Raw genomic sequence first — 20851 nt, 5'->3', positions numbered from 1 at the left:
CACGCAAAGCCCTATTGCGGGCACGCGCATTCTCGGAGATGCGACCGCGTGCGCGCGCGTGTGATGCTGCCTTTCGTGGACATCACACTCCAGATTAAAGAATTCGTGGTGACCGAGTATCTCCCCGATACTCCCCCCGACGAACTCGAGGCCGACTACGACCTTTTCCGCAACGGGGTCATCAGCAGTCTGGGCCTGTTGAAGCTCATCGGCTGGATCAAGGACCGGTTCGACGTCCCGGTCGACGAGCTCGACATCGCCCCGGAGAACTTCCGGACCGTGGCCGCCATTCGTGAATTCGTCGGAAAAGCATTATCAGCACCAGCAGAACGGACACTGCAATGATCATCCGCAAGATTTCTGACGTGACGCCGGTCGAGTGGGGGAACGGCCTGAGCCACCGCTTCCTCGTCGAGCGCGACGGCATGGGCTACTCGCTCACCGACACGATCGTCTGGGCCGGCACCAGCTCCCCCTGCAGTACCGCAAGCATCTGGAGGCGTGCTACTGCATCAGCGGGCGGGGCGCAGTGATCGACGCCGACGGCCGCCAGCACGTCCTGGAGCCGGGCACCATGTACGCCCTCGACCAGAACGACCCGCACCACCTGATCGCCGACCCCGGCGAGGACCTGCGGCTGATCTGCGTCTTCTCCCCCGCGCTGCAGGGCGACGAGCGCCACCAGCTCGCTGAGGCTCAGTTCTCCCACTACTGACGGATCTGGTCACCCATGGACGAGTGGAGCGACACACACCGCGAGCTCAGGGCCGAGTTCGCGGACTGGTACGAGGTGCTGGGCGAAGGCCACCTGGACGCCGACCGGGACGCCGACCGGACCGCCGGCCTGCCGGCGCACCAGTGGGAGCAGGTGCGCGCCTCCGGGCTGCTGCGCCTGCCGTTCTCCCCCGAATGGGGCGGCCGCGGCCTGGACCTGCTCAGCACCATGTACGTCCTGGAGGGGCTCGGCGAGGGCTGCCGGGACGGCGGGCTGTGCTTCTCGCTCTGCACGCAGATCGTGAGCGCCGGGATCCCGCTGCAACGCTTCGGCAGCCCCGAGCTGAAGGCCCGCCACCTGCCCGGCATCTGCGCCGGCACGACGGTCACCGCGCACGCGATCACCGACCCCGGGGGCGGGTCCGACGTGCTGGGCATGGGCATGACCGCCAAACCGGACGGCGACGACTGGATCCTCGACGGGGACAAGGTGTTCGTGACCAACGGCCCGGTCGCCGACCTGATCGTGGTCTACGCGGTGACCGACCGCGACCTGGGCCCGTTCGGCCTGACCGCCTTCCTGGTCGAACGGGACACCCCGGGCCTGCTGACCGGCCCGGACGTGCCCAAGATGGGGTTGCGCACGTCCCCGCTCGGCGAGCTGACCCTGCGCGACTGCCGGGTCCCGGCCGGCAACGTGGTGGGCCGGCCCGGCATGGGCTTCACCGTGCTGGAGCACGTGATGCGGTGGGAGATCCTGTGCTCCTTCATCGTCCAGGCCGGCGCGATGCGGCACCGGCTGGACCGCTGCGTCGAGCACGCCTCCCGGCGCCGCCAGTTCGGCCGGCCGATCGGCTCGTTCCAGATGGTCGCCGGCCAGATCGTCGACATGAAGATCGGCGTGGAGACCGCCCGGCGCTGGTTGTACGACGCCGCGCGCGGCTTCGCCGCCGGCCGGGACGTCTCCACCGACATCGCGATCGCCAAGGTGGTCACCAGCGAGGCGAACGTCAGGTCGGCGCTGGCCGCGATCCAGATCTTCGGCGGCAGCGGCTACCTGACCGGGACCGGGCTGGAGAAGGACCTCCGGGACGCGGTCGGCGGCACCATCTACTCCGGCACCTCGGAGATGCAACGGATCCGCATCGCCCGGATGCTCGGCCTCAAGGAGTCACACACATGACCGCTGACCTGGCCGCCACGAAGTTCCTGGACGCCGGCCACCCCGTGGTGCGCGAGTTCGCCGAACGGGCCGTCGAGGGCGCCACCACCCCCACCGAGCAGGCCGTCCGCCTCTACTACAAGGTGCGGGACACCATCCTGTACGACGTCTACGACATCGACATGTCCCGCGACGGCCTGCGGGCCAGCACGATCATCGCCCGGGGCAGCGGCTTCTGCCTGCACAAGTCGGTGGTGTACGCCGCCGCCGCCCGTGCCCTCGGCATCCCGTCCCGGCTGGTGTTCGCCGACGTGCGCAACCACCTGGCCTCCGGACGGCTCAAGGAGCTCGTCGGCGGCGACGTGTTCCGCTTCCACGGCCTGGTCTCCGTCCAGCTCGAAGGCCGCTGGGTGAAGGCCACCCCCGTGTTCAACAAGATGTTGTGCCGGCTGTACCGCCTGAAGCCCCTGGAGTTCGACGGCACCGCCGACAGCGTCTACCACCCGCACGACGAGTCAGGCCGGCGGCACATGGAGTTCCTGCACTGGCACGGCGAGTTCGACGACTTCCCCTACGAGCTGGTCCTGGAGGGCTTCAGGACGTCCCACCCCGGGCTGCTGGGCGGCCGGGACCAGACCGTGAAGGGCTCGCTGACCGCGGAAGCGGGCGTCTGACATCCATCGACGAAGTCCTTATGAGAGGTATCCGTTGAACGAGCGCGTCAAGTACACCCTGAACGAGGACGACATCCCGTACACGTGGCTGAACATCGCCGCGGACTTCGGCGAGCCGGCCCCCATCCTCGACCCGGCCACCGGCGCGGCGATCACCCGGGCCGAGCTGTGCAGGACGATCGCCGAGCCCCTGGTGGACCAGGAGCTCAGCACCGAGCCGGAGTTCGAGATCCCCGGCCCGGTGCGCGACATCTACCGCCAGTGGCGGCCCACCCCGCTCTACCGGGCGCGCCGCCTCGAACGCGCCCTCGACACCCCCGCCCGCATCTACTACAAGTACGAGGGCGTCTCGCCGGTCGGCAGCCTCAAGCCCAACTCGGCGGTGCCGCAGGCGTACTACAACAAGCAGATCGGCAAGACGGGGCTGGTCACCGAGACCGGCGCGGGCCAGTGGGGCAGCTCGATCGCCTCGGCCGCGGCCATGTTCGGGCTGAGCGCGCAGGTGTTCATGGTGGGCGTCAGCTACCGGCAGAAGCCGTACCGCCGGGCCCTCATGGAGGCGTACGGCGCGGTCTGCAACTCCAGCCCCAGCCCGCTGACCGCGGCCGGACGGGCCGTGCTGGCCGAGGACCCCGACCACCCCGGCAGCCTCGGCATCGCCAAGTCCGAGGCCCTGGAGGTCGCCTACGCCAACCCCGACCTGGGCTACACCCGCGGCAGCTCGCTCAACCACGTGTGCGCCCACCAGACCGTCATCGGCCAGGAGGCGATGCTCCAGATGGAGCTCGCCGAGGACTACCCGGACATCGTGGTCGGCCCCTGCGGCGGCGGCAGCACCCTGGCCGGGATGTGCTTCCCGTTCCTGCGCGACAAGCTGCGCCGCGGGCGCGAGATCCGGCTCGTCGCCGCCGAACCGGTCGCCTGCCCCACCCTGACCCGGGGCCGCATCGCCTACGACCACTCCGACGCGGCCCGGCTCACCCCGCTGTCGCGGATGCACACGCTGGGCCACAAGTTCGTGCCGCCGCCCGTGCACGCCGGCGGGCTGCGCGCCCACGACATCTCGCCGCTGATCAGCCGGGCCGTGGAGAACGGGCTGATGGAGGCGGTCGCGGTGCGGCAGACCGCCTGCTTCGAGGCAGGCGTGCTGTTCGCCCGCGAGGAGGGCATCGTGCCGGCCCCCGAGTCGGCGCACGCGGTGCGGGCCGCCATCGACGAGGCGCTGCGCTGCCGCGAGCAGGGCCAGTCGAAGGCGATCCTCATCGCGCTGTCCGGGCACGGCCACTTCGACATGGCCGCGTACGACAAGTTCCAGGCCGGGCTGCTGCCCGACGACGAGCCGACGGACGAGGACCTCGCACACGGCCTGTCCAGCATCCCCGACCTGGCACGCGCCTGACCGGGTGGTGACGCGCGGCCTGCCCACCGGCGGGCCGCGCCGTCATGCCGGGGACGCGGCCCCTGGCTCCGGCCGCGCCGTCGTGTCGCGGACGCGGCGGCTAGCGCTGCTTGAGCCGAAGGGCTTCCTTGCGGTTGTCGGCCTGGACGGTGCGCTCCCGCTCCAGCCAGTCGGGGTTCTCCGCCTTCAGCGCGTCGATCTCGGCGGTCGTGAGCGGCTCGGTGATCCCGGCCCTGAGCAGCCCCGAGATGGAGACCCCGAGCTTGGCGGCCACGACCTGCTTGGGGTGCGGCCCGTTACGACGCAGGTCGGCGAGCCACGCGGGCGGCTTGGCCTGCAGCTCGTTCAGCTCGTCCCTGGAGACGACGCCCGCTTGGAACTCCGCGGGCGTGGCCGAGAGAAGGACACCCAGCTTCTTGGCCGCCGTCTCGGGCTTCATCGTCTGGATGCTCTTCGGTTTGGACGAGGTCATGCCCCCAAGCCTAGCCAGTCGGGACAGCGTCCCCGACATCGATACCCTGAGGACGTGACTGACGAGAGCGGCGAAGACTTCCGGCTGGCGTACGCGCCCGGCGTGACCCCCGCCAAGTGGGCCGGCGTCTGGGCCGAGAGGCTGCCCGACGTGCCGCTCACGCTGGTCACGGCCCCCACCCCCGAGGCGCTGGCGCTCCTGCGGGGCGGCGGGGCCGACGCCGCGTTCGTCCGGCTCCCGATCGACCGCGAGGGCCTGAGCGCGATCCCCCTCTACGTCGAGACCACGGTGGTCATGGTGCCGAAGGACCACGCCGTGGCCGCCGCCGACGAGGTGACCCTCGCCGACCTGGCCGAGGAGGAGATCTTCCACCCCCTCGACGACACCATCGAGTGGGCCTCGCGGCCCGGGCAACCGGCCTTCACCCGTCCCGCCACCACGGCCGAGGCGGTCGAGATGGTGGCCGCCGGCACCGGCCTGCTCCTGGTCCCCCAGTCGCTGGCCCGCCTCCACCACCGCAAAGACCTCACCTACCGCCCGGTGACGGACGCGCCCCAGTCCCAGGTCGCCCTGGCCTGGCCCACGGACGCGACCACCGACCTGGTGGAGGACTTCATCGGCATCGTGCGCGGCCGCACGGTCAACAGCTCCCGGGGCCGCACCCCTGCCGCCTCCGCCGCTCCTCAGGAGAAGCAGGCACGACGGCAGCCCCCCAAACCCGCCCAGAACCGTGCGGGTCGCCGCGCCGCGCCGACGAGCCGTAAGAAGAAGGGACACCGTCCCCGCTGACGGCGGCGTCCCGGCGGCCGGGCAGGGGCTTGACGGCGGGGACAGGGCGGCTACTTTCTCTTAAGAAGCTTTCCTAACAGTGCACTGCCTGACGACCCACTGGAGGTCAGCACATGCGCGCGAGAAAGCACTTGACCCTCCCCCTCGCGACCGTCCTCACCACTGTCGCCCTCTTCGGCGCCGCCTCCCCTGCCCACGCCACCCCGACCGGCTGCACCACCGGCCGGGACGGCAAGACCGCCTGGGCGTACTGCAGCGGCGGTTCCGGCAACTACGCCGTGGTCATCCGCGTCACCCATCCGGACCCCACGGTGGGCTCGTGGCCGGAGGTCGGCCCCTGCGTCTCCCCCGGCCAGCGGTCGGAGTACACGCCGTACCACAACATCCCGTTCACCGTCACCGGCATCACCTACTGCTGAACCGGGAAAGGCCGGGCAGCCGGTCTCCGTCGCCTACGTGACGATGAGACCGGCGTCCGCCAGCACGGACATGAACAGGCCGCCGCACAACAACGCGATGGGCCACACCCGCTGGGTGAGGGCGACCAGGATCCCGGCGAGGAGTGCCAGCAGAGCGACGATGGTGAGGGCGTCCATGTGAGTGTTCCTGCCCGTAGGGGGTGGTCTCAGCCGCTGGGGGTCAGAGCTGGCCCAGCTTCGGGATGAGCTCGCTGAGCACCCAGAGCGCCAGACCGAGTGCGAGCAGGTTGACGCGCGCGCCGCCGATGTTGAAGGCGGACAGGACGAAGCAGGCCAGGGCGAGGATGAGCAGAATGAGAGTGATCATGCCGGCTTCCACTTCTGTAGCTGGGGTGGTTGCACAGCGCTACCCGTGATCATCCGATGTAGGCATGACCGCCCGTGCGTCCGCCTGACCGGGCCGGACCGAGAGGCTCGTCAGGCCGGGGCGAGCTGGAGGAAGTGGATCGCCGTGTTGGCTCGGCAGCCGATGCGTTCGTAGACCGGCTGCCCGGCCGGCGTGGCGTGGAGGACCAGCCGCCGGTGCCCGCTCCGCCTGCCGCCTTCGTGGATCGCCTTGCGGGTGACGGCCTCGCCGTACCCCTTGCGCATCTCCGCCGGCAGGGTGGCGACCAGCGCCAGGAAGATCGAATGTGGGCCGGCGACGGTGGCGGCGCAGGTCACCGGCCGTCCGTCGCGGTATCCGAGGTAGGCGTGCACGTCGCCGCGCCACAGTTCGGAGCCGGCCAGGGCGAGCCTGCCCGCCTCGGGCGTCATGCCGTAGGCGCGTGCGTTGATGTCACCGTACGCGGCGAGCTGCTCCTCGTTCTGCACCCGCCGGAACTCCAGGTCCGGATGATCCGGCTCAGGCACGGACAGGTCCCCCGCCATGCCCCGGCCCGAGAACGCCGGCTCCAGCCCGGCCTCGGCCGCGCGCCGGAACAGGCTCTCCCGCGCCTGAGGGCTCAACAGATCCTCGAAGATCCACAGATATCCGCTCTCGGACCTGGCCCTCATGAAGGACGCCGCCCGTGCCAGCCGCTCGCCGAGCGCGTCCACCGGGATGTCCGTACCGGCCAGGGTCACGGTGTTCCAGAAGCCGAAGGGGCTGTCGGCCCACATGTGCACGACGCCGTCGTCCGTACCGATCCGGCCGCCTCTGTCCCGTACCAGCTCGCTCCAGACGGCGACGAGATGGTCCCTGGACTCCACGGCCTCTTCGAGCGATGACACAACCGGCCCCTTTCAAAAGGAGACGCCACCAGAGGCTCAAGCGGATGGTACGACGCGGGCCCGCCGGCCGTAGCCACTCTCCATGACAACCTTCCCTGCGGTACCCGGCTGTGCTTCCCTTAGGGGTGGCGACCGAAGGGTGGTATCTCGAAGAGATGAAGCGCGATGACTCCCGCTCCATCAACGCCTTGCGCGCCACGTCCCAATTCGCCGCCCTCGAACCGATCTGGGCCGGCATCACTTCCACCATGCAGCTGCGGGCCCTGCTGGTGTTCGGGGCGCTCTTCAACGAGCGGGTCTACGTGCATGACACGCAGCTCGTGGACAACCCCAGGATCGTGGGCGACTTCAGCAGGTCGGACCTGCGGGAGAACAACTTCTACCGGCTGCTCAGAGATCTCGTCGCGACGGGTGTCGTCGCGGTCGGGCTCCGCGCCCACAACTACCTCTACCAGGAGGACCGGCTCGATCCCTGTGACTCTTTGGCCGCGGTGCTGAACAGCTGGAAGCGGAACAGCCCCGACGGGAAGGGCTGGGTCGTCTCGCCGGTCTCGGCCGCCCGCGACCGCATGATCAAGGAACTTGACGGCGTTCTCGCCGGAGACGGTTCCGTCGTCGTCCGCTATGACTATGTCACCGCCAAGGACGACTTCATGCGGCAGGTCCGCGAGGCCGCCAACGCGCCCGGATCGGTGCTGAGCGGCCTGCTGTCGGCGCAGCCGATCGAACTGAGAAGACGGTACGACGACATCCTGTCGAGGCCGCGGTTCTCCCACACCCCCATCTTCGCGCTGCTCCACGACTCCGGACTGCCGGTGAGCAGCGAGCTGATCCAGATCCACGGCCTCTTCGACGAGACCGCACACGCACGCGCGTTCAACGCGAGGATCATGGGCTCGGACTGGACCTCCGGGGACGGCACCGGCCTCGCCGAGGCCGTCCTCACCGATGCTGGCCGTGCGCACAGCCGGCCGGATCCCCAGCTCGACATGCGGGAGCTCGTCGAGACGGCCTATCGGATGGTGGAGGGGCCGCCGCCCGACCTGCTGGCCATGCTGCGTTTCGAGGAGATCGTCGAACTGCGCGAACAGGCCAGGGAGCTGTTCGAGATCCAGTCCTACCTCGAAGTCTCCGACGCCCGTGACGCGGACGACGCGCTGGCCACGGCCCTGGCCGACTGCGCCGCCGACTACTGGCAGCGCATATGCGACCACATCCGGGCGACCCGCCCCCATCTGGCGGTCAGATCCACGAAGCTCGGCATCTTCCTGCGCAGGAAGATGCCCGGACTGGCGAAGGTCGCCGAACGGTTCGCGATGACCGGTCTGTCGACGCTCACCGAAGTGGCGGTCAACGCGGTCCCGGTGGTCGGGGGCCTGCTGGGCGAGGAGGCGAAACGCAGCATGTTGCGGCGTGCCAACCTGGAGTTCGTCTTCTTCGCGGACTCCTCGCGCATGCGGGAACTCAGGAGCTTCTATCCACACCGAAGCTGGATCTCCTCCGACGCGAGATCGATCACACGTGGGTGAGCGCGGAACACCTCCCCGGGAGTCCTGATGCCGACGACACCTTCCCTCTCGCAGTGCGACGGACTCACCTGGGCCCTCCGGCCCGCCAGCGGTGACCGCGTCGGTCCCGGGCCGCACGAGCAGGACATCTGGCGCCTCCTGCAGTCCTTCGCCGAGCCGGGCTCGGCGTTCCTCGACGTCGGCGCCCACGTCGGCCACTACGCCCTACGGATGGCCAGGGCGTTCACGAAGGTGATCGCCGTCGAGCCGAACCCGGTCGCGCTGCGCGCGTTGCACCTCAATCTGCAGCTCAACGACCTGGGCAATGTCGACGTCCATCCGGTGGCCGCCCACGACTCCGGCGCACGACTGCGACTCTGGGATCCCTACGACGTCACCGCCGGCCCCTGCACGCGTACGCTCGCCGCCGGCGAGCCGGCGACCATCCCCGCCGGCTGCGCCACGTCCGCCCTCCACCACGGCGAGGAGGGGTACGGCGCGTTCCTCGGTGAGGCCGACGCCCTGCCTATCGATCTCATGACCTCCCGGTCCCGGGAGAGGATCCGGCTGGTCAAGGTGGACATCGAGGGTCATGAGGGGAAGGCGCTGGCAGGCGCGGCCGAGACGATCGCCCACCACCAGCCGGCCCTCCTGATCGAGATGCACGACTCCATGTACGGCGAACGCATCAGGGAGGAGGTGATCGAGCAGCTCGCGCGGCACGACTACGCCTGGTGCGACTTCTCGCTGTACCAGCGGTCGAAGATGACGCGGTCGGACATGTGCCCTTACATCTACGCCGAGCCGGTCAGCACGCGGCGGATGCGGGACGTCCGCGACTTCGCCGTACGGGCGAACGAGGGCGCGGCGTCACGCTGGGTGACGACTCCGTGAGACGGTCAGGATCACCAGGCTCATCTCCTCGTGCCGCACCCAGCACAGGGCCTCGAAGTCGCCTATCTCCGCCTTCAGCAGCCCCGCTTCCTTGTCGATCGTGCGCAGCAGGCCCGAGTCGAGGTCGGTGGAGAGATACTCCAGGCCGTTGAGGACGAACGTGGCGGCCATCGGCTCCGCGGCGTGCACGGCACGGATCTGCCGCACCGCCGATGACGAGAGCTGGATCTCGTAGTAGCCCTTCATGAGGCCAGCTCACGGCGCAGGTCGCTGAGCCGCATCGTCTCCATGCCGGCTTCGAGCTCCGCGATCAGCCTGAGCCCCGACAGCCGGTCAGCGGCGTCCTGGGCCTCGTTGAGCAGGTCGACGCCGGCGGCGGCCACCTCGTAGGGCACCACCGCGGCCACGAGGCGGCCGTCCTGCTCCAGGAGCACGACCTCGCCCGCGGTCGCCTGGTCGATGGCTTCCTGGACGGCGGCAGCGGTGGCGGGGATCCGCAACGTGCGATTTCGCATGGCAGGTGGCTCTCCGTTCGCGGGCTGCGCGGCCCCTTCGGCTGAAGAGTCCTTACCCCCGGGACCTCCACCACAATACGTCGCCGCCGTTACGGAGGCGTGGCAGCCGCTGCACATCGACCTGGCGATCGGAGAGTGTGGCCGGCTAGCTCGTGTGCAGGCAGCCCGGGGCGGAGAGACGGGCGACGCCGGCGAGCACCCGGTCGAGTTCGGCCAGCGCGTCCGCCAGCGCTGCCCGCTGGTCCGGGGCGCGGGCGATGTCCAGGGCGATCTCGCAGATCCCGCCGTACAGCAGCGAGGTGGCGGGGTCGAGCGGCCGGTCCGGGATGCAGCCGGCCTCGATGGCGATGGCCAGCCCGCGCCGCATCTGCTCCTTGCACCCGGCCTGGATGTCCCGCATGGCGGTCCAGCCGAGCGCGCCCGGCGCCTCGACCAGCGTGATCTGCCGTACGGCGGGTTCGAGGGACGCCTCCAGCAGCCGCCGGCAACCCGCCGACACCCCGCGCCACGGGTCCCGCTCGGCCTGGAACGCCTCCCGGACGATCACCGAGAGCGCCTTCTGCTCGGCGGCGTAGACCTCGCGGAAGATGTGCTCCTTGTTGCTGAAGTGGTGGTAGAACGCGCCACGCGTCACGCCGGCCCTGGCACAGATGTCGTCCACCGCGGTGGCGGCGAATCCGTCGCCGACGAAAAGCTCACGCGCCGCCGCGACCAGGGCGCCCGTGGTCGCCTTGGTGCGCTCGTGCTGGCTCCGCCGCACCCCCGTGCTCTCTGCCACCCGTGTGTCTCCTCTTGCTCCGAACCCGAGATGAGAAGACCATATGCGGCGTCACGGGTGCCCGTTCAGGTGGAGCAGGGGCAGTATCCGGGCCGCGACCGTCTCCAGGGCCGCGTGATGGTCGTCGGCGGCCAGCCGGATGACGACGTGTCGGGCTCCCGCCCGGATGTAGGAGTTCAGCCATTCGGCGGCGTCCGAGGGCCGGCCGGCGAACATGGCCTGGATCTTCTCCACCGCCTCCAGCCTGGCGTTGTAGTAACGCTCGATGCTCCGCCGCAGGGTCTCGCGCGCCTGCGCGGGGTCGTCGTCCAGGGACAGCGTTGCGTACAGGGCGTGGGTGACCGGACGGGACCCCTCCTGCTCGATGGTCGCCCGCTCGCGGGCGTAGTCCGCGACGGCGGGCGGATAGGGCAGCCAGCCGTCGGCCAGGCGGGCCACCCGCCGCAGCGCCGGCTCGCCGCTTCCGGCCAGCCAGATCGGCGGGCCGGACGGACGGGACGGCGCCGGGACCAGGGAGACGTCGCGGAAGTCGAAGTGCCGGCCGGTGAACGAGGCGCCCTGACCGCCCCACAGCCGCCGCATCGCCTCGATCGACTCCTCGAGCCGGCTGACCCGAGTCCTGAACGGCACGCCGATCGTGTCGAACTGCGCCTCCGTGCTCGCGTTGGGAAAACCGCCGCCCATGCCCACGATCAGGCGTCCGCCGGCGATCCGGTCCAGCGAGGCGAGCTGGTGCGCCAGCAGGATCGGATGCCGGAGCGCGGGCAGCAGCACCGCGGTGCCGAGCGTGAGCCGCGGGGCAGTGACGGCCACGGCGGACAGCAGGAGCAGCGGATCGACCCGCGGCCGGGTCAGCGGGCTGTCACCGGCCCATACGGAGTCGAACCCGAGCGCGTCGGCGTGCCGGGCCTGGGCGATCATCAGCGCCGGGTCGTCGTCGCCGCGTACGGCCTGGTCGCGGGTCGGCAGCAGGTAGCCGACCTTCACTTCGGCCATGTGGCCGCCTCTCTACGTGGGTGGACCGCCGCAGCGGCGGGACCTCGGTTCACCGGAGCGGGCTCGGCCGCCCGCTCCGGCGGCGGACCGGGCGGCCGGGCCGGCTCAGGACGGGTGCTGCATCAGGACGTCTGCCAGCGCCCGCGGCGCGGTGACCATGGCGTCGTGGCCGACGTCCAGGACGGTGGTCTCCCAGCCGTGCTCGCCGGCCAGCCGCGCGAACGGCATGGGCCCCCCGGGCGTGCAGAGCACCGCTCGGCACGCGATCGTGTCGACGGCTCCGGACAACCGGGTCGGATCGGAGAACGTGCGCCGGGGATGGGCGGTCAGCAGGGGCTCCAGCCAGGCCACCTGATCCGGTTCCGTCACGCCGACGGCGGCCGCCGACGAAGGCGGGATCATGCCGTCCACGGTGGCCGACCCGATCCAGTCGAGGAAGAACGCGGGAGCCAGGTCGTCCAGCGACTCCCCGTCGCGGGCCGCCCAGGCGTCGACCATGACGATCCGCGAGACGCGTTCCGGCGCGCGGTCGGCGGCCTCGCGCACCACCAGACCGGCGTAACTGTGGCCGACGAGCACGACGTCGCGCAGATCCTCGTACCGCAGCAGGCCCAGCAGGTCGTCCACGTGCGTCCGCAGGCCGACCTCGGGGCCGGCCAGGTGGGCCCGCTCGCCGAGGCCGGTCAGCGTCGGGGTGTGGACCTCGTGACCGGCCTCGCGCAACCGCGCGGACACCTGCCGCCAGCACCAGCCGCCGTGCCAGGCCCCATGGACCAGGATGTACGTCGTCATCGCGACACCGCCCGCGCCCGCTCGCGCCAGGCGGCGAACCGCGCCGCGACGGCGGCGGTGGACAGCCCGAGCTGCTCGCACATCTGGTGGAGGTCGAAGAAGAACCGCTCGTGCGCGATCAGCCCGTCCCGCACCCTCCAGTGGCAGGCGAACGGCAGCGCGAAGGCCCTGCCCGTGGCCGGGATGCCCACCAGGCTCTGCGTCATGGTGCCCCGGACCGTCCCGGCGCCGACGACCAGGTCGTCCGCCGCCGCGAGGTACTCCAGCTCCACGCCGTAGTCGGGGAAGGTGCGCAGGAACGCGGCGGTCTGCCGGGCGACCTCGTCGATGCCGGTCGCGACGGCCTGGAACGCGACCGTCTCGAAGACGGTGTCCGTACTGCAGTACCGCAGAGTCTCCTGGACATCGGCGCGGCTCTTGGCCCGCGCGTAGGCCCGCACCACGTCAGCGGGTGGGATGTGCTGTTCCGACACTGCTCCTCCTCAGTTCGGCTCGCCGACGGCGAGCACGACCTTGCCTCTGGTACGCCCCGCCCCGACCAGATCGTGCGCCTCGCCCGCCCGCGCCAGCGGGAACACCGCGTCGACGTGCACCTTCAACCGGCCCTCGGCCACGAGCCCGGCCAGCGCGTCGAGCCCGGCGCCGTCGGGATCGACGAGGTAGGCCGCGGCGCGCACGCCCAGCTCGGTGGCGCGCTCGTGCAGGCCCGGCGTCCAGGCCGCCTGCCCGCTGACCAGGATGCCGCCCGGCCGCAGGCACTCCAGCGCCCTGAGCCCGGCCTCGCCACCGAACATCTGGACGACGACGTCCATGTCCCGCGCCACGTCGGACACCACGGTCGTGGAGTGGTCGATCACTTCGTCGGCCCCCAGTTCGCGGACGAAGGCGTGCTTGGCGGCGCTCGCGGTGCCCGTCACGTGGGCGCCGCGGGCCTTGGCGATCTGGACCGCCAGGTGTCCCACGCCCCCGGCCGCCCCCGCCACGAGGACCCGCTGCCCCGGCGCCACGGCGGCGACCTCGGTCAGCATCTGCCACGCCGTCAGCCCGGCGAGCGGCAGCGCCGCCGCCTCGGTGAAGCCCATGCCCTCCGGCATACGGGCGAGGTGACGGGCGGGGGCGGTGACGTACTCGGCGTAACACCCTCCGGCCCGCGGGAACCACGGCATGCCGAACACCCGGTCGCCGGGCTGGAAACGGGTCGTGCCGTAACCGGTCCTCACCACGGTGCCCGCGACGTCCCAGCCGTTGATGAACGGCAGGTCCAGCACCCGGTTGTACGCCTGCCCCCGACTGGTGAAGACGTCCACCGGATTGACCCCGGCCGCCATGACCTCGACCAGCACCTCGCCGAACACCGGCGCGGGCTTGTCCACCTCGACCAGTGCCATGGTCTCGGCCTCTCCCCACGCCGACTGCAGCATCGCCCACATGACCGCCCCATCCTGGAGTGTTTGACGACGCCACGGATGTTACATACATACATCATGTATGTAAATGCGAGCGAGAGGTGTGCCAGAGCGCGAACCCACGGTCCTGGGGTCCTACGGTCCTACGGCCGGTGAGGCCGGCGCCGGTGGCCGGAAGCGCTGATCAGCCCCCGGCGCGCCCGGCCTCCGATCAGGACTTCAGCTTCAGCCGCTTCCTCGACGCGCCCGGGAACACGACGACCAGGTGCTGCTCCCCCGCCTCGCCGACCCGCACGTGGACACGGAGCCGGTAGCGGCCCTTCCCGGCGATCGCCAGGTTCGGCATCGGCGCACCCGCGCCCACGTCGCCGCCGTCGGCCATCTCGGGCACCGCGAGCCGGCCGCCGCGGCTGACGATCGGCACCTCGTGGACCTGGTCCCAACCGGCCGTCCGCGGTGGCGGCGCGGTGCGGAAGGCCTTCACCGTGAGGCACAGATCGACGACGTCCTCGACGTGCCCGATGAGCGCCGTGCCGCGGGCCACCCCGATGAGGGCGCCGTCTTCGTAGGACCGGGCCGTCGCCAGCTCCGCCTCCTCCATGGCCGCCTCGCCCTCGCCGTCCTGGACCAGGTATCCGGGATCGCCGTCGACGAACAGGAAATACTTGGCCGTGGCCTGGACGACACCCTTCGTCCGGGGCCACGGGTCCCGGCACTTCGCGTTCTCCCCGGCGATGTAGGCCGCGCTCGCCGCCTCCGTCTCCGCCGTCGACCGCAACAGGTCGGGACGGGTGGCGCCGATGATCTCCGGACAGACGTAGACGAGCTCCTCGGGGTCCACCCGCCAGGCGGCCCGGGCGCTGCCGGCCCGCGCGAGGATCGTCTCCTGCTCGCCGGTGTCCTTCGCACGGCACAGCGCCCGTCCGTACGCGAGGACCGCCTGGTCCGACGTGGTGTCCGGGAACATGGGCGGTCCTGCGCCGTCTCCGCTGCGCGCCCGGCACAGGAACACGGCGTCGCGTTCCGCGGGTTTCACGTCGCCGAAACTGGGCCGGTCGTAGCAGTCCGCCGACCCGGCGGTGTAGGTCAGGCGCGCGTTCTGCTCCGGGTTGATCAGTACGACGAGCGACAGCACGGCCACGGCCGCCACCGCGACGCGGAACCCGCGCCGCCGGACGGCCGGGAGATCCGCCGGGCGGCCCTCGGCGGGCAGTTCACGAGCGGTCGCGGCGATCCACACGGTGCTGACGAGCCCCACCACGTCCATCACGACCAGCGTCGCCAGACCGCCGCCGTAGTCCCCCCCCGATGAGGAGGTTGAACGGGATCGCCAGCGCGTAACCGCCCACCGACAACAGCCCGGCGATCTGCGTGCCCCGGCTCCAGCGGCCGTCACGCCACTGCCCGAGGACGGTGACGAGCGTCGCCAGGACTCCGCCGCCGGTCAGGCCCAGGTCGAGGACGCCGCTCGGTCCGAGCTCCGGAAGGTCGAGTTCGTCGAGCAGTCCGTTGGCCACCCCGACCAGCTCGACCGCGAACAGCACTCCGGCCGCCCCGCGCAACAGGCGGGACCGCCACCGGATGACGAGCAGGTAGAGGACGTCGATCGCGGCCCACAGAACGAGCGTGAATGCCGCATCGACCGCGTCCGGGAGCAGCGCGATCGGGTACCACAGCACAAGCCCGTAGGCCATCGCCAGATACAGCAGCCGGCGCAGCGCCTTCTCCCTGCGGTCCAGCGGCCCCGGTACGGGGGCACGCAGGATCAGCCACAGGAGCGCGGCCTTCACCAGGGCGGCCCCGAACAGCGCCAGAGAGGCTGAGCTGTCGGACCCGTCGCCCGGGTAGAGATCGCCGAAAGTCGGCGGCGACCACTCGGCGGCCACCCAGAGCCAGGTGTCGCCGAGCACCAGTCCCGTGGCCGCCGCCAGAAGAATCAGACTTACTAATCCGATCCTGATAAACCGCCATAAATGTTCCGAAGACACGGGACGCGATCTTAGTGCGGCAATGCCACTCAGGCAGACACAGCGGATCAAACGATGCCGTACCGGTGGTGATCTGGTTTGATCATCACTGTTCGACCGGCATCAGCGCGCAAGGGAGACCGCCTTGACCGCAGACAGCCGCACTTGGAATTCCCGCAGAACCGGGTACGTCATCGTCGTCATGCTCGTTCTGCTCGCCTGTCTGGCCGAAGGCGTGCACCTGTTCGGCGGGCGCGCGGAACGCATGCGCGAGGTCTATGGCGGCGCCTTTCAGGTGGCGCATCCGGAGCACCACGTCGCCGTGGGCCAGGACGTCAGCGTGGGCCCTCTGTCGATGAGCATGTCGGCCGGCGGTTTGCAGTTGGGTTCGGGGCAGCTCAGCCGTCCGGCGTACGGACAGATGGTGACCGACGTGCTGGGCCGGACCTCCGCTCCCCCGCTTCCGGAGACGACGATGACCCCGTTGTTGCGCTCGTTCCACGGCGGCGAAGAGGCGGACGAGCCGGCCAGATCTCAGGCCCGCCAGGCGATAGCAGCCCTGGACGAAAATGAATTCTTCACCGCCGTCGTGGAACTGGCCGCCCCCATGACCGAGAACGAAGTGACCACCGCCCTGGGCGTGCGAGGACTCCGATCGGACGCCGTATTTCTGTTCCTCTCCGGATCGCGCGGGGCCGCCGGCAAACCTGTCTACTGGCGGTCGTGCGCGGTCTACGGCACCGAATGCGAGAACACCTCGCCGATCGAGCTGTACAGACGCTGGGCGGCCAAGTTGCAGTGGACCGACGCACTGAGCCTCAAGTCTTTCGGGCTCGATCTCTTTCGTTTACGTCAGGCGGCACACGAGGGCAAGATCTATGGACTCGTCACCTCCGGATACTCGAAACCGGCGCTCGCCGAGCTGATCGCGAAGCCTGGAGTACGCACGATCAAGATCGTCACATGATCGCCCATGGCGGGATGACCACCGCTTGAGTCGAATCGCCGACGGTCATTCCACGATCGTTCACCCTGCCTCAGAACGACAGCTTGAACCCGTCGTGGCTGCGTACGAAGCCGAGCGAGCCGTAGAAACGATGGGCCTCGGTGCGGCGCTTGTTGCTGGTGAGCTGGACCAGGGTGCAGCCGCGGGCGCGTGCCCGCTCGATCGCCCAGGTGAGCAGTTCGCGCCCGAGCCCTTCCCCACGTCGATCGGCACGCACCCGAACCGCCTCGATCAGCGCCCGCTCCTGCCCGTGCCGTCCCAGGCCAGGGATGTACGTCAACTGGAGGCAGCCGACGACCGTACCGTCTCCCTCGTCCAGAACGATCATCTCGTTGCGCTCGTCGGTGTCGACGGCCTGGAAGGCCCGCTCGTACGCCTCGTCGACCTCAACGGTCCGGGGATCGACCACGGTGTCCTCATCAGCCAGAAGCGCGATGATCGCGGGCAGATCCCGGCGCGTCGCAGTACGAATTCTCACGCCCCAGAGCATGCCAGGCACCTGAGCACAGCCTAGCGGCAGCCCCTCGGGAGAGCTCCCGCCCCGGCTGATGACACGTTGACGCCACTCTATCCGCGCGAAAAGGATATGCGTGGCCGTGAAAGGAAGGCGGCGAACAATGTGGCCCCACCTGCGGCGATCAGTACGGTAGCGGGGATCTTGACGAGGTTCCGCAGGTCTGTGCAGTTGTCCAAATGGTGCAGCCTGTCGGCCAAGGCGGAGGACGGATCGAGCTGCTCCCAGGTGACTCCGACAAATGCCGAGCCGCAAGATTCACCGCCTGACGTAACGGACATCAGGCCGCTGAGAATGCCCGAGCCGATCAACAGGAAGGCGACGAACGCCATCGCTTTGGGAGACATGCCAGTCCTCACGTGGATCCAACCGCAGTGGATCATTTCATGGCGAGGCTTGAGCTGGGAAGACGCCTGACTCAGCCAGGGAACCACAAGCGCCATCATATGGATGTGACTAGATTCGGAGTGCTTTTCTTGCTCACGGTTCCCGTAGGCGCTCTGGGCGCATGCTCGTCGGGCCCTCCGCTGACCGACCGCAATCCGGATCCACGCGCGCTCCCCGGAACAGCGCCCACTCTCAAATTCGACAACGTACTGGGCGACCATCAGATATCGCTCCCCCAGACCGCTGCCGGCATAAAGTTCAAATCCCGGATGGACGACGATCCTTACTGGCTGGAGCTGGCCTTCTCAGTGGACTGCGCTCAGGGACCCGCCTTCTTCAAGAAGGAGGGGCTCGAACGGCAAGACGACGACGGGGACCTCTATGACGAGACCAGGGTCGAGGAGGCGGCACGTTCCTTCGGGATGGAGCCGAGCCAGTATTCGGTCCGAGGAACGTACGCCACGGCCCCCGACGAATCCCGCAACAGCAAAATGGGAGTGCTGCTGGCCGGCGCGGACAAATGCCAAGTGATCATCCTGTCCGATCGTTACAACTAGCGGACGGCCCCGGGGAAGGAGATCCTCCTTTCCCGGGGCGCGAACGCTTGGCTCGCCGAAGGCTTTCCGCCCCAGCTTCGCGAAGCTGGGGCATTGAACCCTTTCCATCCTTGGGTGGCCTGTGCGGCGCCGTGATTCCGGAGGACGGCAATGCCTCGCAGAGGCGGCCGGCCTCACCGGGGCTGGAGCGTAGCTTGCGGAGGATCTTCCGACTCTTCAGTCGGCGTTCGCCGGGTCCCCGCAGGGGGCGCGGAGCGGTTGGCACGTTTCTGGGACTCGGGCTCGTTCATGCTCTGGTAAGGGTGCTCACCGCACCTGTGGCTCCCTGATACACCTTGTCGGCCAATGGACCCGGATTTGAACGCCCGGCCGTCAGCGTTCGGCAACAGCATGTCGAACTCGATACGGACGCCCAAGTGCCGCGTGGGTGTCCGTACGATGGCCATCCCGGAAGCGATTCTGCGAACATCTCGACGAGTTCACGGACACGGAAACCGACGCGCTGATCTTCACTGGGGCACGCGGCGGCATCCTCCGGCGCAGCAACATCCGCCGCGCGGCCAAGTGGAACGCCAACCTCCGGAAGATCGGCTGCCTCGGCCTGCACTTCCATGATCTTCGGCACACCGGAAACACGATCGCCGACACCATGAACACGAAGATCGAGAAGAGCCTCGCACCGGCTGGTGGCACGTGAATGGCACGAAGCCCCGTTTCCGCGATCGGAAACGGGGCTGTTCCACGAGGTGGGCGGTACTGGGTTCGAACCAGTGACCCCTCGCTTGTAAGGCTCGCCGCGAGAGGGTGGGACCTCGGGTGATTCGGGGTGCTACCTCGGCGAACGTTCCGCCCTGGTCCTCAATCGTCCACGCTCGTCCTGGGCCGTTGTCACTCAGATATTCACTCAGTGGGAGCGGCCTGTCCGTGCTCCAGATAGACGGTCCTGCCAAGCTCGCGTGCAGCAGCGGCGGCCTTGACGCGACGAGCAAGCCGCTCGATCAACAGCCCGTCCAGTTCCTCGACGGGATGGAACTCGTAGGCGCTCAGCTCGTTGTCCACGAACCTGATCTGCTTGAGCAACTCGCCGTCCAAGGTGCCTCCGTCGAACACGAACAGGACCTTGTCGCCCTCCTTAGGGAGAGGCGCCCAATCGACCACGAGGAGGCGACCGATGGCCGGCTGAATGCCCAGTTCCTCTTGCACCTCTCGAACGCACGCCTCGTACGGGGTCTCCCCCGGCTCGACGTACCCGCCCGGGATGTCCATGGAGGGCTTGTACGTAGGACGGACGAGAAGCACACGACCGCTGTCATCGAAGAACAGCGCACCGGCAGCGGCACGGGCCTGGGCGAACGGCGGAGCCTCCTGATCGTTCACAGCCCCGACCTTACGCCACAGGGACTGCCTTCACACGATGTGCAGTCGCCGGGCGAGAGCTGCGAGTTGGTAACTGGGTTTGCCCTTCTGCCTTCTGATCCACGACATCGTGAGCTGGCGGCTGAGGTAGTGATGGCGCACCTGCTCGGGAGCGATGGTCTCGGCCTCCAACAGCGCGGCCATCGCGTCGTCGGTACGGTTCCACAGGCTCAGGGCATGCGCCACGGCCAGGCCATGACGAGCGCGACGTTCGATCGGAAGCCCGCTGGTATCCAGCTTCGGCCCGAGTTCCACAGCCACCTGGATGTCTCCCAGCTCGATTGCCGTGGCCACCTGATGGATACGGACGTTCGTCGGCCCGAACGCGGTCCAGACATGGTTGGCGTCACCGCCGAGCCGCACCGCCGCTTCCTGTGCCTCGGCGAGGAACGCGCGTGTCGTGCTGCGGTCGTCGTCTCGCGCCGCCGCCATCGACCCGGCGAGGTACAGCGTGCCGTACACCGAAAGCAGCTCAGCCGTGGCGTGCGGGAGGCCGGGAGACAGCAGGTCGGCGGCGTCCATCGTGAGCTGCTTGGCTGCCTCGTAGCGACCGTTGGACAGAAGGGCGTGGGTCACGGAGCGAAGCAATGAGGCCGTCACGAGCTGATCACCGGATTGCCGTGCGAAGGAGAGCCCCCGCTCAGCGGCGATCCATGCGAGATCTGCCTCACCCACCTTGGCCAGGATGCTGGCAGCGGCGTGGTAGACCTGCCCGAGCACTCCCGATGCGGCCATGCGCGCGTCACCGTTCGCTACGCGCGCAGCATGATGCGCCTCTCCCAGGAGTCCGGGCAGAGTCCGGATCATGTAGCTGTACCGGGCTCCCTGGTACGCCCGCCACACCTCGGCAAGGGCACGTCGCAGGTCGGCCTGCCCGGAGGGTTCCGCGTTCTCCACGAGCCCGGCCATCGGCGAGAGCTGCCGATAGTCCGTGATCGCGGCGCGCAGTGCTGGGATGGTCTGATCGCCGCTTCCGTCCGTCCACTCGAACAGGTGCGGCTCGGCCAGTAGATCACCGAGGGACACGTCCAATACGCTCGCCAGGGATTTGATGACGGACAGACGATCCAAGGTGATGCGGTCGTTCTCCACCTTGCTCAGCCAGTCGGTGGTCCGTCCCACCAGCCCGGCCAATACGTCCTGAGACATCCCACGCCGTCGCCGGTACCAGGCCACGCGCTGGCCGATGGACAGATTGCTGGTCATTCCTCGCA

The 20851-nt window shown here is 69.3% G+C and carries 30 protein-coding genes; 13 read left to right on the top strand and 17 right to left on the bottom strand.

All coding sequences use genetic code 11. The features are described 5' to 3' along the window. The first annotated feature begins 75 nt into the window (after positions 1–75). From ACNF49_RS18115 to ACNF49_RS18090, 6 genes are read left to right on the top strand one after another with little or no spacing between them, the layout of a single operon-like run. On the top strand, positions 76–345 hold the full coding sequence (locus tag ACNF49_RS18115; RefSeq protein WP_357965495.1) for an acyl carrier protein: 270 nt from the start codon (positions 76–78) through the stop codon (positions 343–345). Next, positions 342–533, top strand: coding sequence for a cupin domain-containing protein (locus ACNF49_RS18110; RefSeq protein WP_482945742.1), 192 nt, complete (start codon positions 342–344; stop codon positions 531–533). The genes ACNF49_RS18115 and ACNF49_RS18110 overlap by 4 nt, the downstream gene beginning before the upstream one ends. Next, entirely contained in the window at positions 455–715 is a 261-nt protein-coding gene (locus tag ACNF49_RS18105; protein ID WP_482945540.1) for an ectoine synthase, read from the top strand. The genes ACNF49_RS18110 and ACNF49_RS18105 overlap by 79 nt, the downstream gene beginning before the upstream one ends. A gap of 15 nt (positions 716–730) precedes the next feature. Beyond that, positions 731–1897, top strand: coding sequence for an acyl-CoA dehydrogenase family protein (locus ACNF49_RS18100; protein ID WP_482944420.1), 1167 nt, complete (start codon positions 731–733; stop codon positions 1895–1897). Beyond that, complete coding sequence (locus ACNF49_RS18095) at positions 1894–2550, top strand: transglutaminase-like domain-containing protein (RefSeq protein WP_357991656.1); 657 nt, start codon at positions 1894–1896, stop codon at positions 2548–2550. The genes ACNF49_RS18100 and ACNF49_RS18095 overlap by 4 nt, the downstream gene beginning before the upstream one ends. Positions 2551–2584: 34 nt before the next feature. Next, entirely contained in the window at positions 2585–3949 is a 1365-nt protein-coding gene (locus ACNF49_RS18090; protein WP_357965503.1) for a TrpB-like pyridoxal phosphate-dependent enzyme, read from the top strand. A 100-nt stretch (positions 3950–4049) separates the two neighbouring features. On the opposite strand, the gene ACNF49_RS18085 is transcribed toward ACNF49_RS18090, so the two are convergent. Then, entirely contained in the window at positions 4050–4421 is a 372-nt protein-coding gene (locus tag ACNF49_RS18085) for a DUF5997 family protein (RefSeq protein WP_357965505.1), read from the bottom strand. Between the two features lie 54 nt (positions 4422–4475). On the opposite strand from ACNF49_RS18085, the gene ACNF49_RS18080 reads away from it, so the two are divergent. Together ACNF49_RS18080 and ACNF49_RS18075 are read left to right on the top strand one after the other, a co-directional pair. After that, positions 4476–5210: a LysR family substrate-binding domain-containing protein gene (locus tag ACNF49_RS18080; protein ID WP_357965507.1), complete on the top strand. Its 735-nt coding sequence runs from the start codon at positions 4476–4478 to the stop codon at positions 5208–5210. Between the two features lie 131 nt (positions 5211–5341). Further along, positions 5342–5629, top strand: a complete 288-nt coding sequence (locus tag ACNF49_RS18075) for a hypothetical protein (RefSeq protein ID WP_482944419.1) — start codon at positions 5342–5344, stop codon at positions 5627–5629. A 33-nt stretch (positions 5630–5662) separates the two neighbouring features. Here the strand turns inward: ACNF49_RS18075 and ACNF49_RS18070 are convergent, their stop codons facing one another. The 3 genes from ACNF49_RS18070 to ACNF49_RS18060 all read right to left on the bottom strand — a co-directional run bounded on the left by ACNF49_RS18070 (position 5663) and on the right by ACNF49_RS18060 (position 6901). Beyond that, the gene (locus ACNF49_RS18070) at positions 5663–5806 is read right to left on the bottom strand and encodes a hypothetical protein (protein ID WP_357965512.1); all 144 of its coding nucleotides are present in this window, start codon (positions 5804–5806) and stop codon (positions 5663–5665) included. Between the two features lie 43 nt (positions 5807–5849). After that, a complete protein-coding gene (locus ACNF49_RS18065) occupies positions 5850–5996 on the bottom strand; it encodes a hypothetical protein (protein ID WP_357965514.1) in 147 nt (48 codons plus the stop codon). 110 nt (positions 5997–6106) lie between these two features. After that, a complete protein-coding gene (locus ACNF49_RS18060; protein WP_482944418.1) occupies positions 6107–6901 on the bottom strand; it encodes a GNAT family N-acetyltransferase in 795 nt (264 codons plus the stop codon). Between the two features lie 155 nt (positions 6902–7056). Here ACNF49_RS18060 and ACNF49_RS18055 point away from each other — a divergent pair, with 155 nt between their 5' ends. Together ACNF49_RS18055 and ACNF49_RS18050 are read left to right on the top strand one after the other, a co-directional pair. Further along, positions 7057–8430 (top strand): hypothetical protein, encoded by a 1374-nt coding sequence (locus tag ACNF49_RS18055; RefSeq protein ID WP_482944417.1) that lies wholly within the window; start codon positions 7057–7059, stop codon positions 8428–8430. A gap of 27 nt (positions 8431–8457) precedes the next feature. Further along, on the top strand, positions 8458–9303 hold the full coding sequence (locus ACNF49_RS18050; protein ID WP_482944416.1) for an FkbM family methyltransferase: 846 nt from the start codon (positions 8458–8460) through the stop codon (positions 9301–9303). On the opposite strand, the gene ACNF49_RS18045 is transcribed toward ACNF49_RS18050, so the two are convergent. The 9 genes from ACNF49_RS18045 to ACNF49_RS18005 form a co-directional block, all read right to left on the bottom strand. Further along, entirely contained in the window at positions 9280–9549 is a 270-nt protein-coding gene (locus ACNF49_RS18045) for a hypothetical protein (RefSeq protein WP_364329067.1), read from the bottom strand. The genes ACNF49_RS18050 and ACNF49_RS18045 overlap by 24 nt on opposite strands. After that, entirely contained in the window at positions 9546–9818 is a 273-nt protein-coding gene (locus ACNF49_RS18040; RefSeq protein WP_352358868.1) for a hypothetical protein, read from the bottom strand. The genes ACNF49_RS18045 and ACNF49_RS18040 overlap by 4 nt, the downstream gene beginning before the upstream one ends. A 145-nt stretch (positions 9819–9963) precedes the next feature. Next, entirely contained in the window at positions 9964–10596 is a 633-nt protein-coding gene (locus ACNF49_RS18035; protein ID WP_482944415.1) for a TetR/AcrR family transcriptional regulator, read from the bottom strand. A 51-nt stretch (positions 10597–10647) separates the two neighbouring features. Further along, positions 10648–11592 carry an LLM class flavin-dependent oxidoreductase gene (locus tag ACNF49_RS18030; RefSeq protein ID WP_482944414.1) on the bottom strand — a complete coding sequence of 315 codons (945 nt, stop codon included), beginning with the start codon at positions 11590–11592 and terminating at the stop codon, positions 10648–10650. Positions 11593–11697: 105 nt separating this feature from the next. Continuing rightward, the gene (locus ACNF49_RS18025) at positions 11698–12384 is read right to left on the bottom strand and encodes an alpha/beta fold hydrolase (protein ID WP_482944413.1); all 687 of its coding nucleotides are present in this window, start codon (positions 12382–12384) and stop codon (positions 11698–11700) included. Next, a complete protein-coding gene (locus tag ACNF49_RS18020; protein WP_482944412.1) occupies positions 12381–12857 on the bottom strand; it encodes an ester cyclase in 477 nt (158 codons plus the stop codon). Before ACNF49_RS18020 ends, ACNF49_RS18025 begins: the two co-directional genes overlap by 4 nt. A gap of 9 nt (positions 12858–12866) precedes the next feature. Further along, on the bottom strand, positions 12867–13814 hold the full coding sequence (locus tag ACNF49_RS18015; RefSeq protein WP_482944411.1) for an NADP-dependent oxidoreductase: 948 nt from the start codon (positions 13812–13814) through the stop codon (positions 12867–12869). Positions 13815–14001: 187 nt separating this feature from the next. Continuing rightward, entirely contained in the window at positions 14002–15057 is a 1056-nt protein-coding gene (locus tag ACNF49_RS18010) for a hypothetical protein (protein WP_482944410.1), read from the bottom strand. After that, positions 15005–15778 (bottom strand): hypothetical protein, encoded by a 774-nt coding sequence (locus tag ACNF49_RS18005; protein ID WP_482944409.1) that lies wholly within the window; start codon positions 15776–15778, stop codon positions 15005–15007. The genes ACNF49_RS18010 and ACNF49_RS18005 overlap by 53 nt, the downstream gene beginning before the upstream one ends. Positions 15779–15902: 124 nt before the next feature. Between ACNF49_RS18005 and ACNF49_RS18000 the strand changes: the two genes are divergently transcribed. Next, entirely contained in the window at positions 15903–16724 is an 822-nt protein-coding gene (locus tag ACNF49_RS18000) for a hypothetical protein (RefSeq protein WP_498702619.1), read from the top strand. A 70-nt stretch (positions 16725–16794) separates the two neighbouring features. Here the strand turns inward: ACNF49_RS18000 and ACNF49_RS17995 are convergent, their stop codons facing one another. Together ACNF49_RS17995 and ACNF49_RS17990 are read right to left on the bottom strand one after the other, a co-directional pair. Further along, complete coding sequence (locus ACNF49_RS17995) at positions 16795–17253, bottom strand: GNAT family N-acetyltransferase (protein WP_482944407.1); 459 nt, start codon at positions 17251–17253, stop codon at positions 16795–16797. Between the two features lie 77 nt (positions 17254–17330). Further along, positions 17331–17624, bottom strand: a complete 294-nt coding sequence (locus ACNF49_RS17990) for a hypothetical protein (protein ID WP_482944406.1) — start codon at positions 17622–17624, stop codon at positions 17331–17333. Positions 17625–17663: 39 nt separating this feature from the next. Between ACNF49_RS17990 and ACNF49_RS17985 the strand changes: the two genes are divergently transcribed. Both ACNF49_RS17985 and ACNF49_RS17980 read left to right on the top strand, forming a co-directional pair. After that, positions 17664–18221, top strand: a complete 558-nt coding sequence (locus ACNF49_RS17985) for a hypothetical protein (protein ID WP_482944405.1) — start codon at positions 17664–17666, stop codon at positions 18219–18221. Between the two features lie 427 nt (positions 18222–18648). Further along, on the top strand, positions 18649–18918 hold the full coding sequence (locus ACNF49_RS17980) for a site-specific integrase (RefSeq protein ID WP_482944404.1): 270 nt from the start codon (positions 18649–18651) through the stop codon (positions 18916–18918). A 203-nt stretch (positions 18919–19121) separates the two neighbouring features. Here the strand turns inward: ACNF49_RS17980 and ACNF49_RS17975 are convergent, their stop codons facing one another. Both ACNF49_RS17975 and ACNF49_RS17970 read right to left on the bottom strand, forming a co-directional pair. After that, positions 19122–19598 (bottom strand): NUDIX domain-containing protein, encoded by a 477-nt coding sequence (locus ACNF49_RS17975; RefSeq protein ID WP_482944403.1) that lies wholly within the window; start codon positions 19596–19598, stop codon positions 19122–19124. A 30-nt stretch (positions 19599–19628) separates the two neighbouring features. Next, positions 19629–20843, bottom strand: coding sequence for a helix-turn-helix domain-containing protein (locus ACNF49_RS17970; RefSeq protein ID WP_482944402.1), 1215 nt, complete (start codon positions 20841–20843; stop codon positions 19629–19631). Positions 20844–20851: the final 8 nt, after the last annotated feature.

The organism is Actinomadura sp. ATCC 39365 (assembly GCF_054392275.1).
This window is presented reverse-complemented; position numbering and strand designations above follow the sequence as displayed.

What these genes read in the sequence shown, in the direction of transcription:
- ACNF49_RS18085 (WP_357965505.1), bottom strand. Translation starts at nt 4,421, where the DNA reads ATGACCTCGTCCAAACCGAAGAGCATCCAGACGATGAAGCCCGAGACG.
- ACNF49_RS18095 (WP_357991656.1), top strand. Translation starts at nt 1,894, where the DNA reads ATGACCGCTGACCTGGCCGCCACGAAGTTCCTGGACGCCGGCCACCCC.
- ACNF49_RS17995 (WP_482944407.1), bottom strand. Translation starts at nt 17,253, where the DNA reads ATGCTCTGGGGCGTGAGAATTCGTACTGCGACGCGCCGGGATCTGCCC.
- ACNF49_RS18065 (WP_357965514.1), bottom strand. Translation starts at nt 5,996, where the DNA reads ATGATCACTCTCATTCTGCTCATCCTCGCCCTGGCCTGCTTCGTCCTG.
- ACNF49_RS18040 (WP_352358868.1), bottom strand. Translation starts at nt 9,818, where the DNA reads ATGCGAAATCGCACGTTGCGGATCCCCGCCACCGCTGCCGCCGTCCAG.
- ACNF49_RS17985 (WP_482944405.1), top strand. Translation starts at nt 17,664, where the DNA reads ATGGCGAGGCTTGAGCTGGGAAGACGCCTGACTCAGCCAGGGAACCAC.
- ACNF49_RS18025 (WP_482944413.1), bottom strand. Translation starts at nt 12,384, where the DNA reads ATGACGACGTACATCCTGGTCCATGGGGCCTGGCACGGCGGCTGGTGC.
- ACNF49_RS18045 (WP_364329067.1), bottom strand. Translation starts at nt 9,549, where the DNA reads ATGAAGGGCTACTACGAGATCCAGCTCTCGTCATCGGCGGTGCGGCAG.
- ACNF49_RS18070 (WP_357965512.1), bottom strand. Translation starts at nt 5,806, where the DNA reads ATGGACGCCCTCACCATCGTCGCTCTGCTGGCACTCCTCGCCGGGATC.
- ACNF49_RS17970 (WP_482944402.1), bottom strand. Translation starts at nt 20,843, where the DNA reads ATGACCAGCAATCTGTCCATCGGCCAGCGCGTGGCCTGGTACCGGCGA.
- ACNF49_RS18030 (WP_482944414.1), bottom strand. Translation starts at nt 11,592, where the DNA reads ATGGCCGAAGTGAAGGTCGGCTACCTGCTGCCGACCCGCGACCAGGCC.
- ACNF49_RS18015 (WP_482944411.1), bottom strand. Translation starts at nt 13,814, where the DNA reads ATGTGGGCGATGCTGCAGTCGGCGTGGGGAGAGGCCGAGACCATGGCA.
- ACNF49_RS18110 (WP_482945742.1), top strand. Translation starts at nt 342, where the DNA reads ATGATCATCCGCAAGATTTCTGACGTGACGCCGGTCGAGTGGGGGAAC.
- ACNF49_RS18055 (WP_482944417.1), top strand. Translation starts at nt 7,057, where the DNA reads ATGAAGCGCGATGACTCCCGCTCCATCAACGCCTTGCGCGCCACGTCC.
- ACNF49_RS18100 (WP_482944420.1), top strand. Translation starts at nt 731, where the DNA reads ATGGACGAGTGGAGCGACACACACCGCGAGCTCAGGGCCGAGTTCGCG.
- ACNF49_RS17990 (WP_482944406.1), bottom strand. Translation starts at nt 17,624, where the DNA reads ATGTCTCCCAAAGCGATGGCGTTCGTCGCCTTCCTGTTGATCGGCTCG.
- ACNF49_RS18050 (WP_482944416.1), top strand. Translation starts at nt 8,458, where the DNA reads ATGCCGACGACACCTTCCCTCTCGCAGTGCGACGGACTCACCTGGGCC.
- ACNF49_RS18010 (WP_482944410.1), bottom strand. Translation starts at nt 15,057, where the DNA reads ATGGACGTGGTGGGGCTCGTCAGCACCGTGTGGATCGCCGCGACCGCT.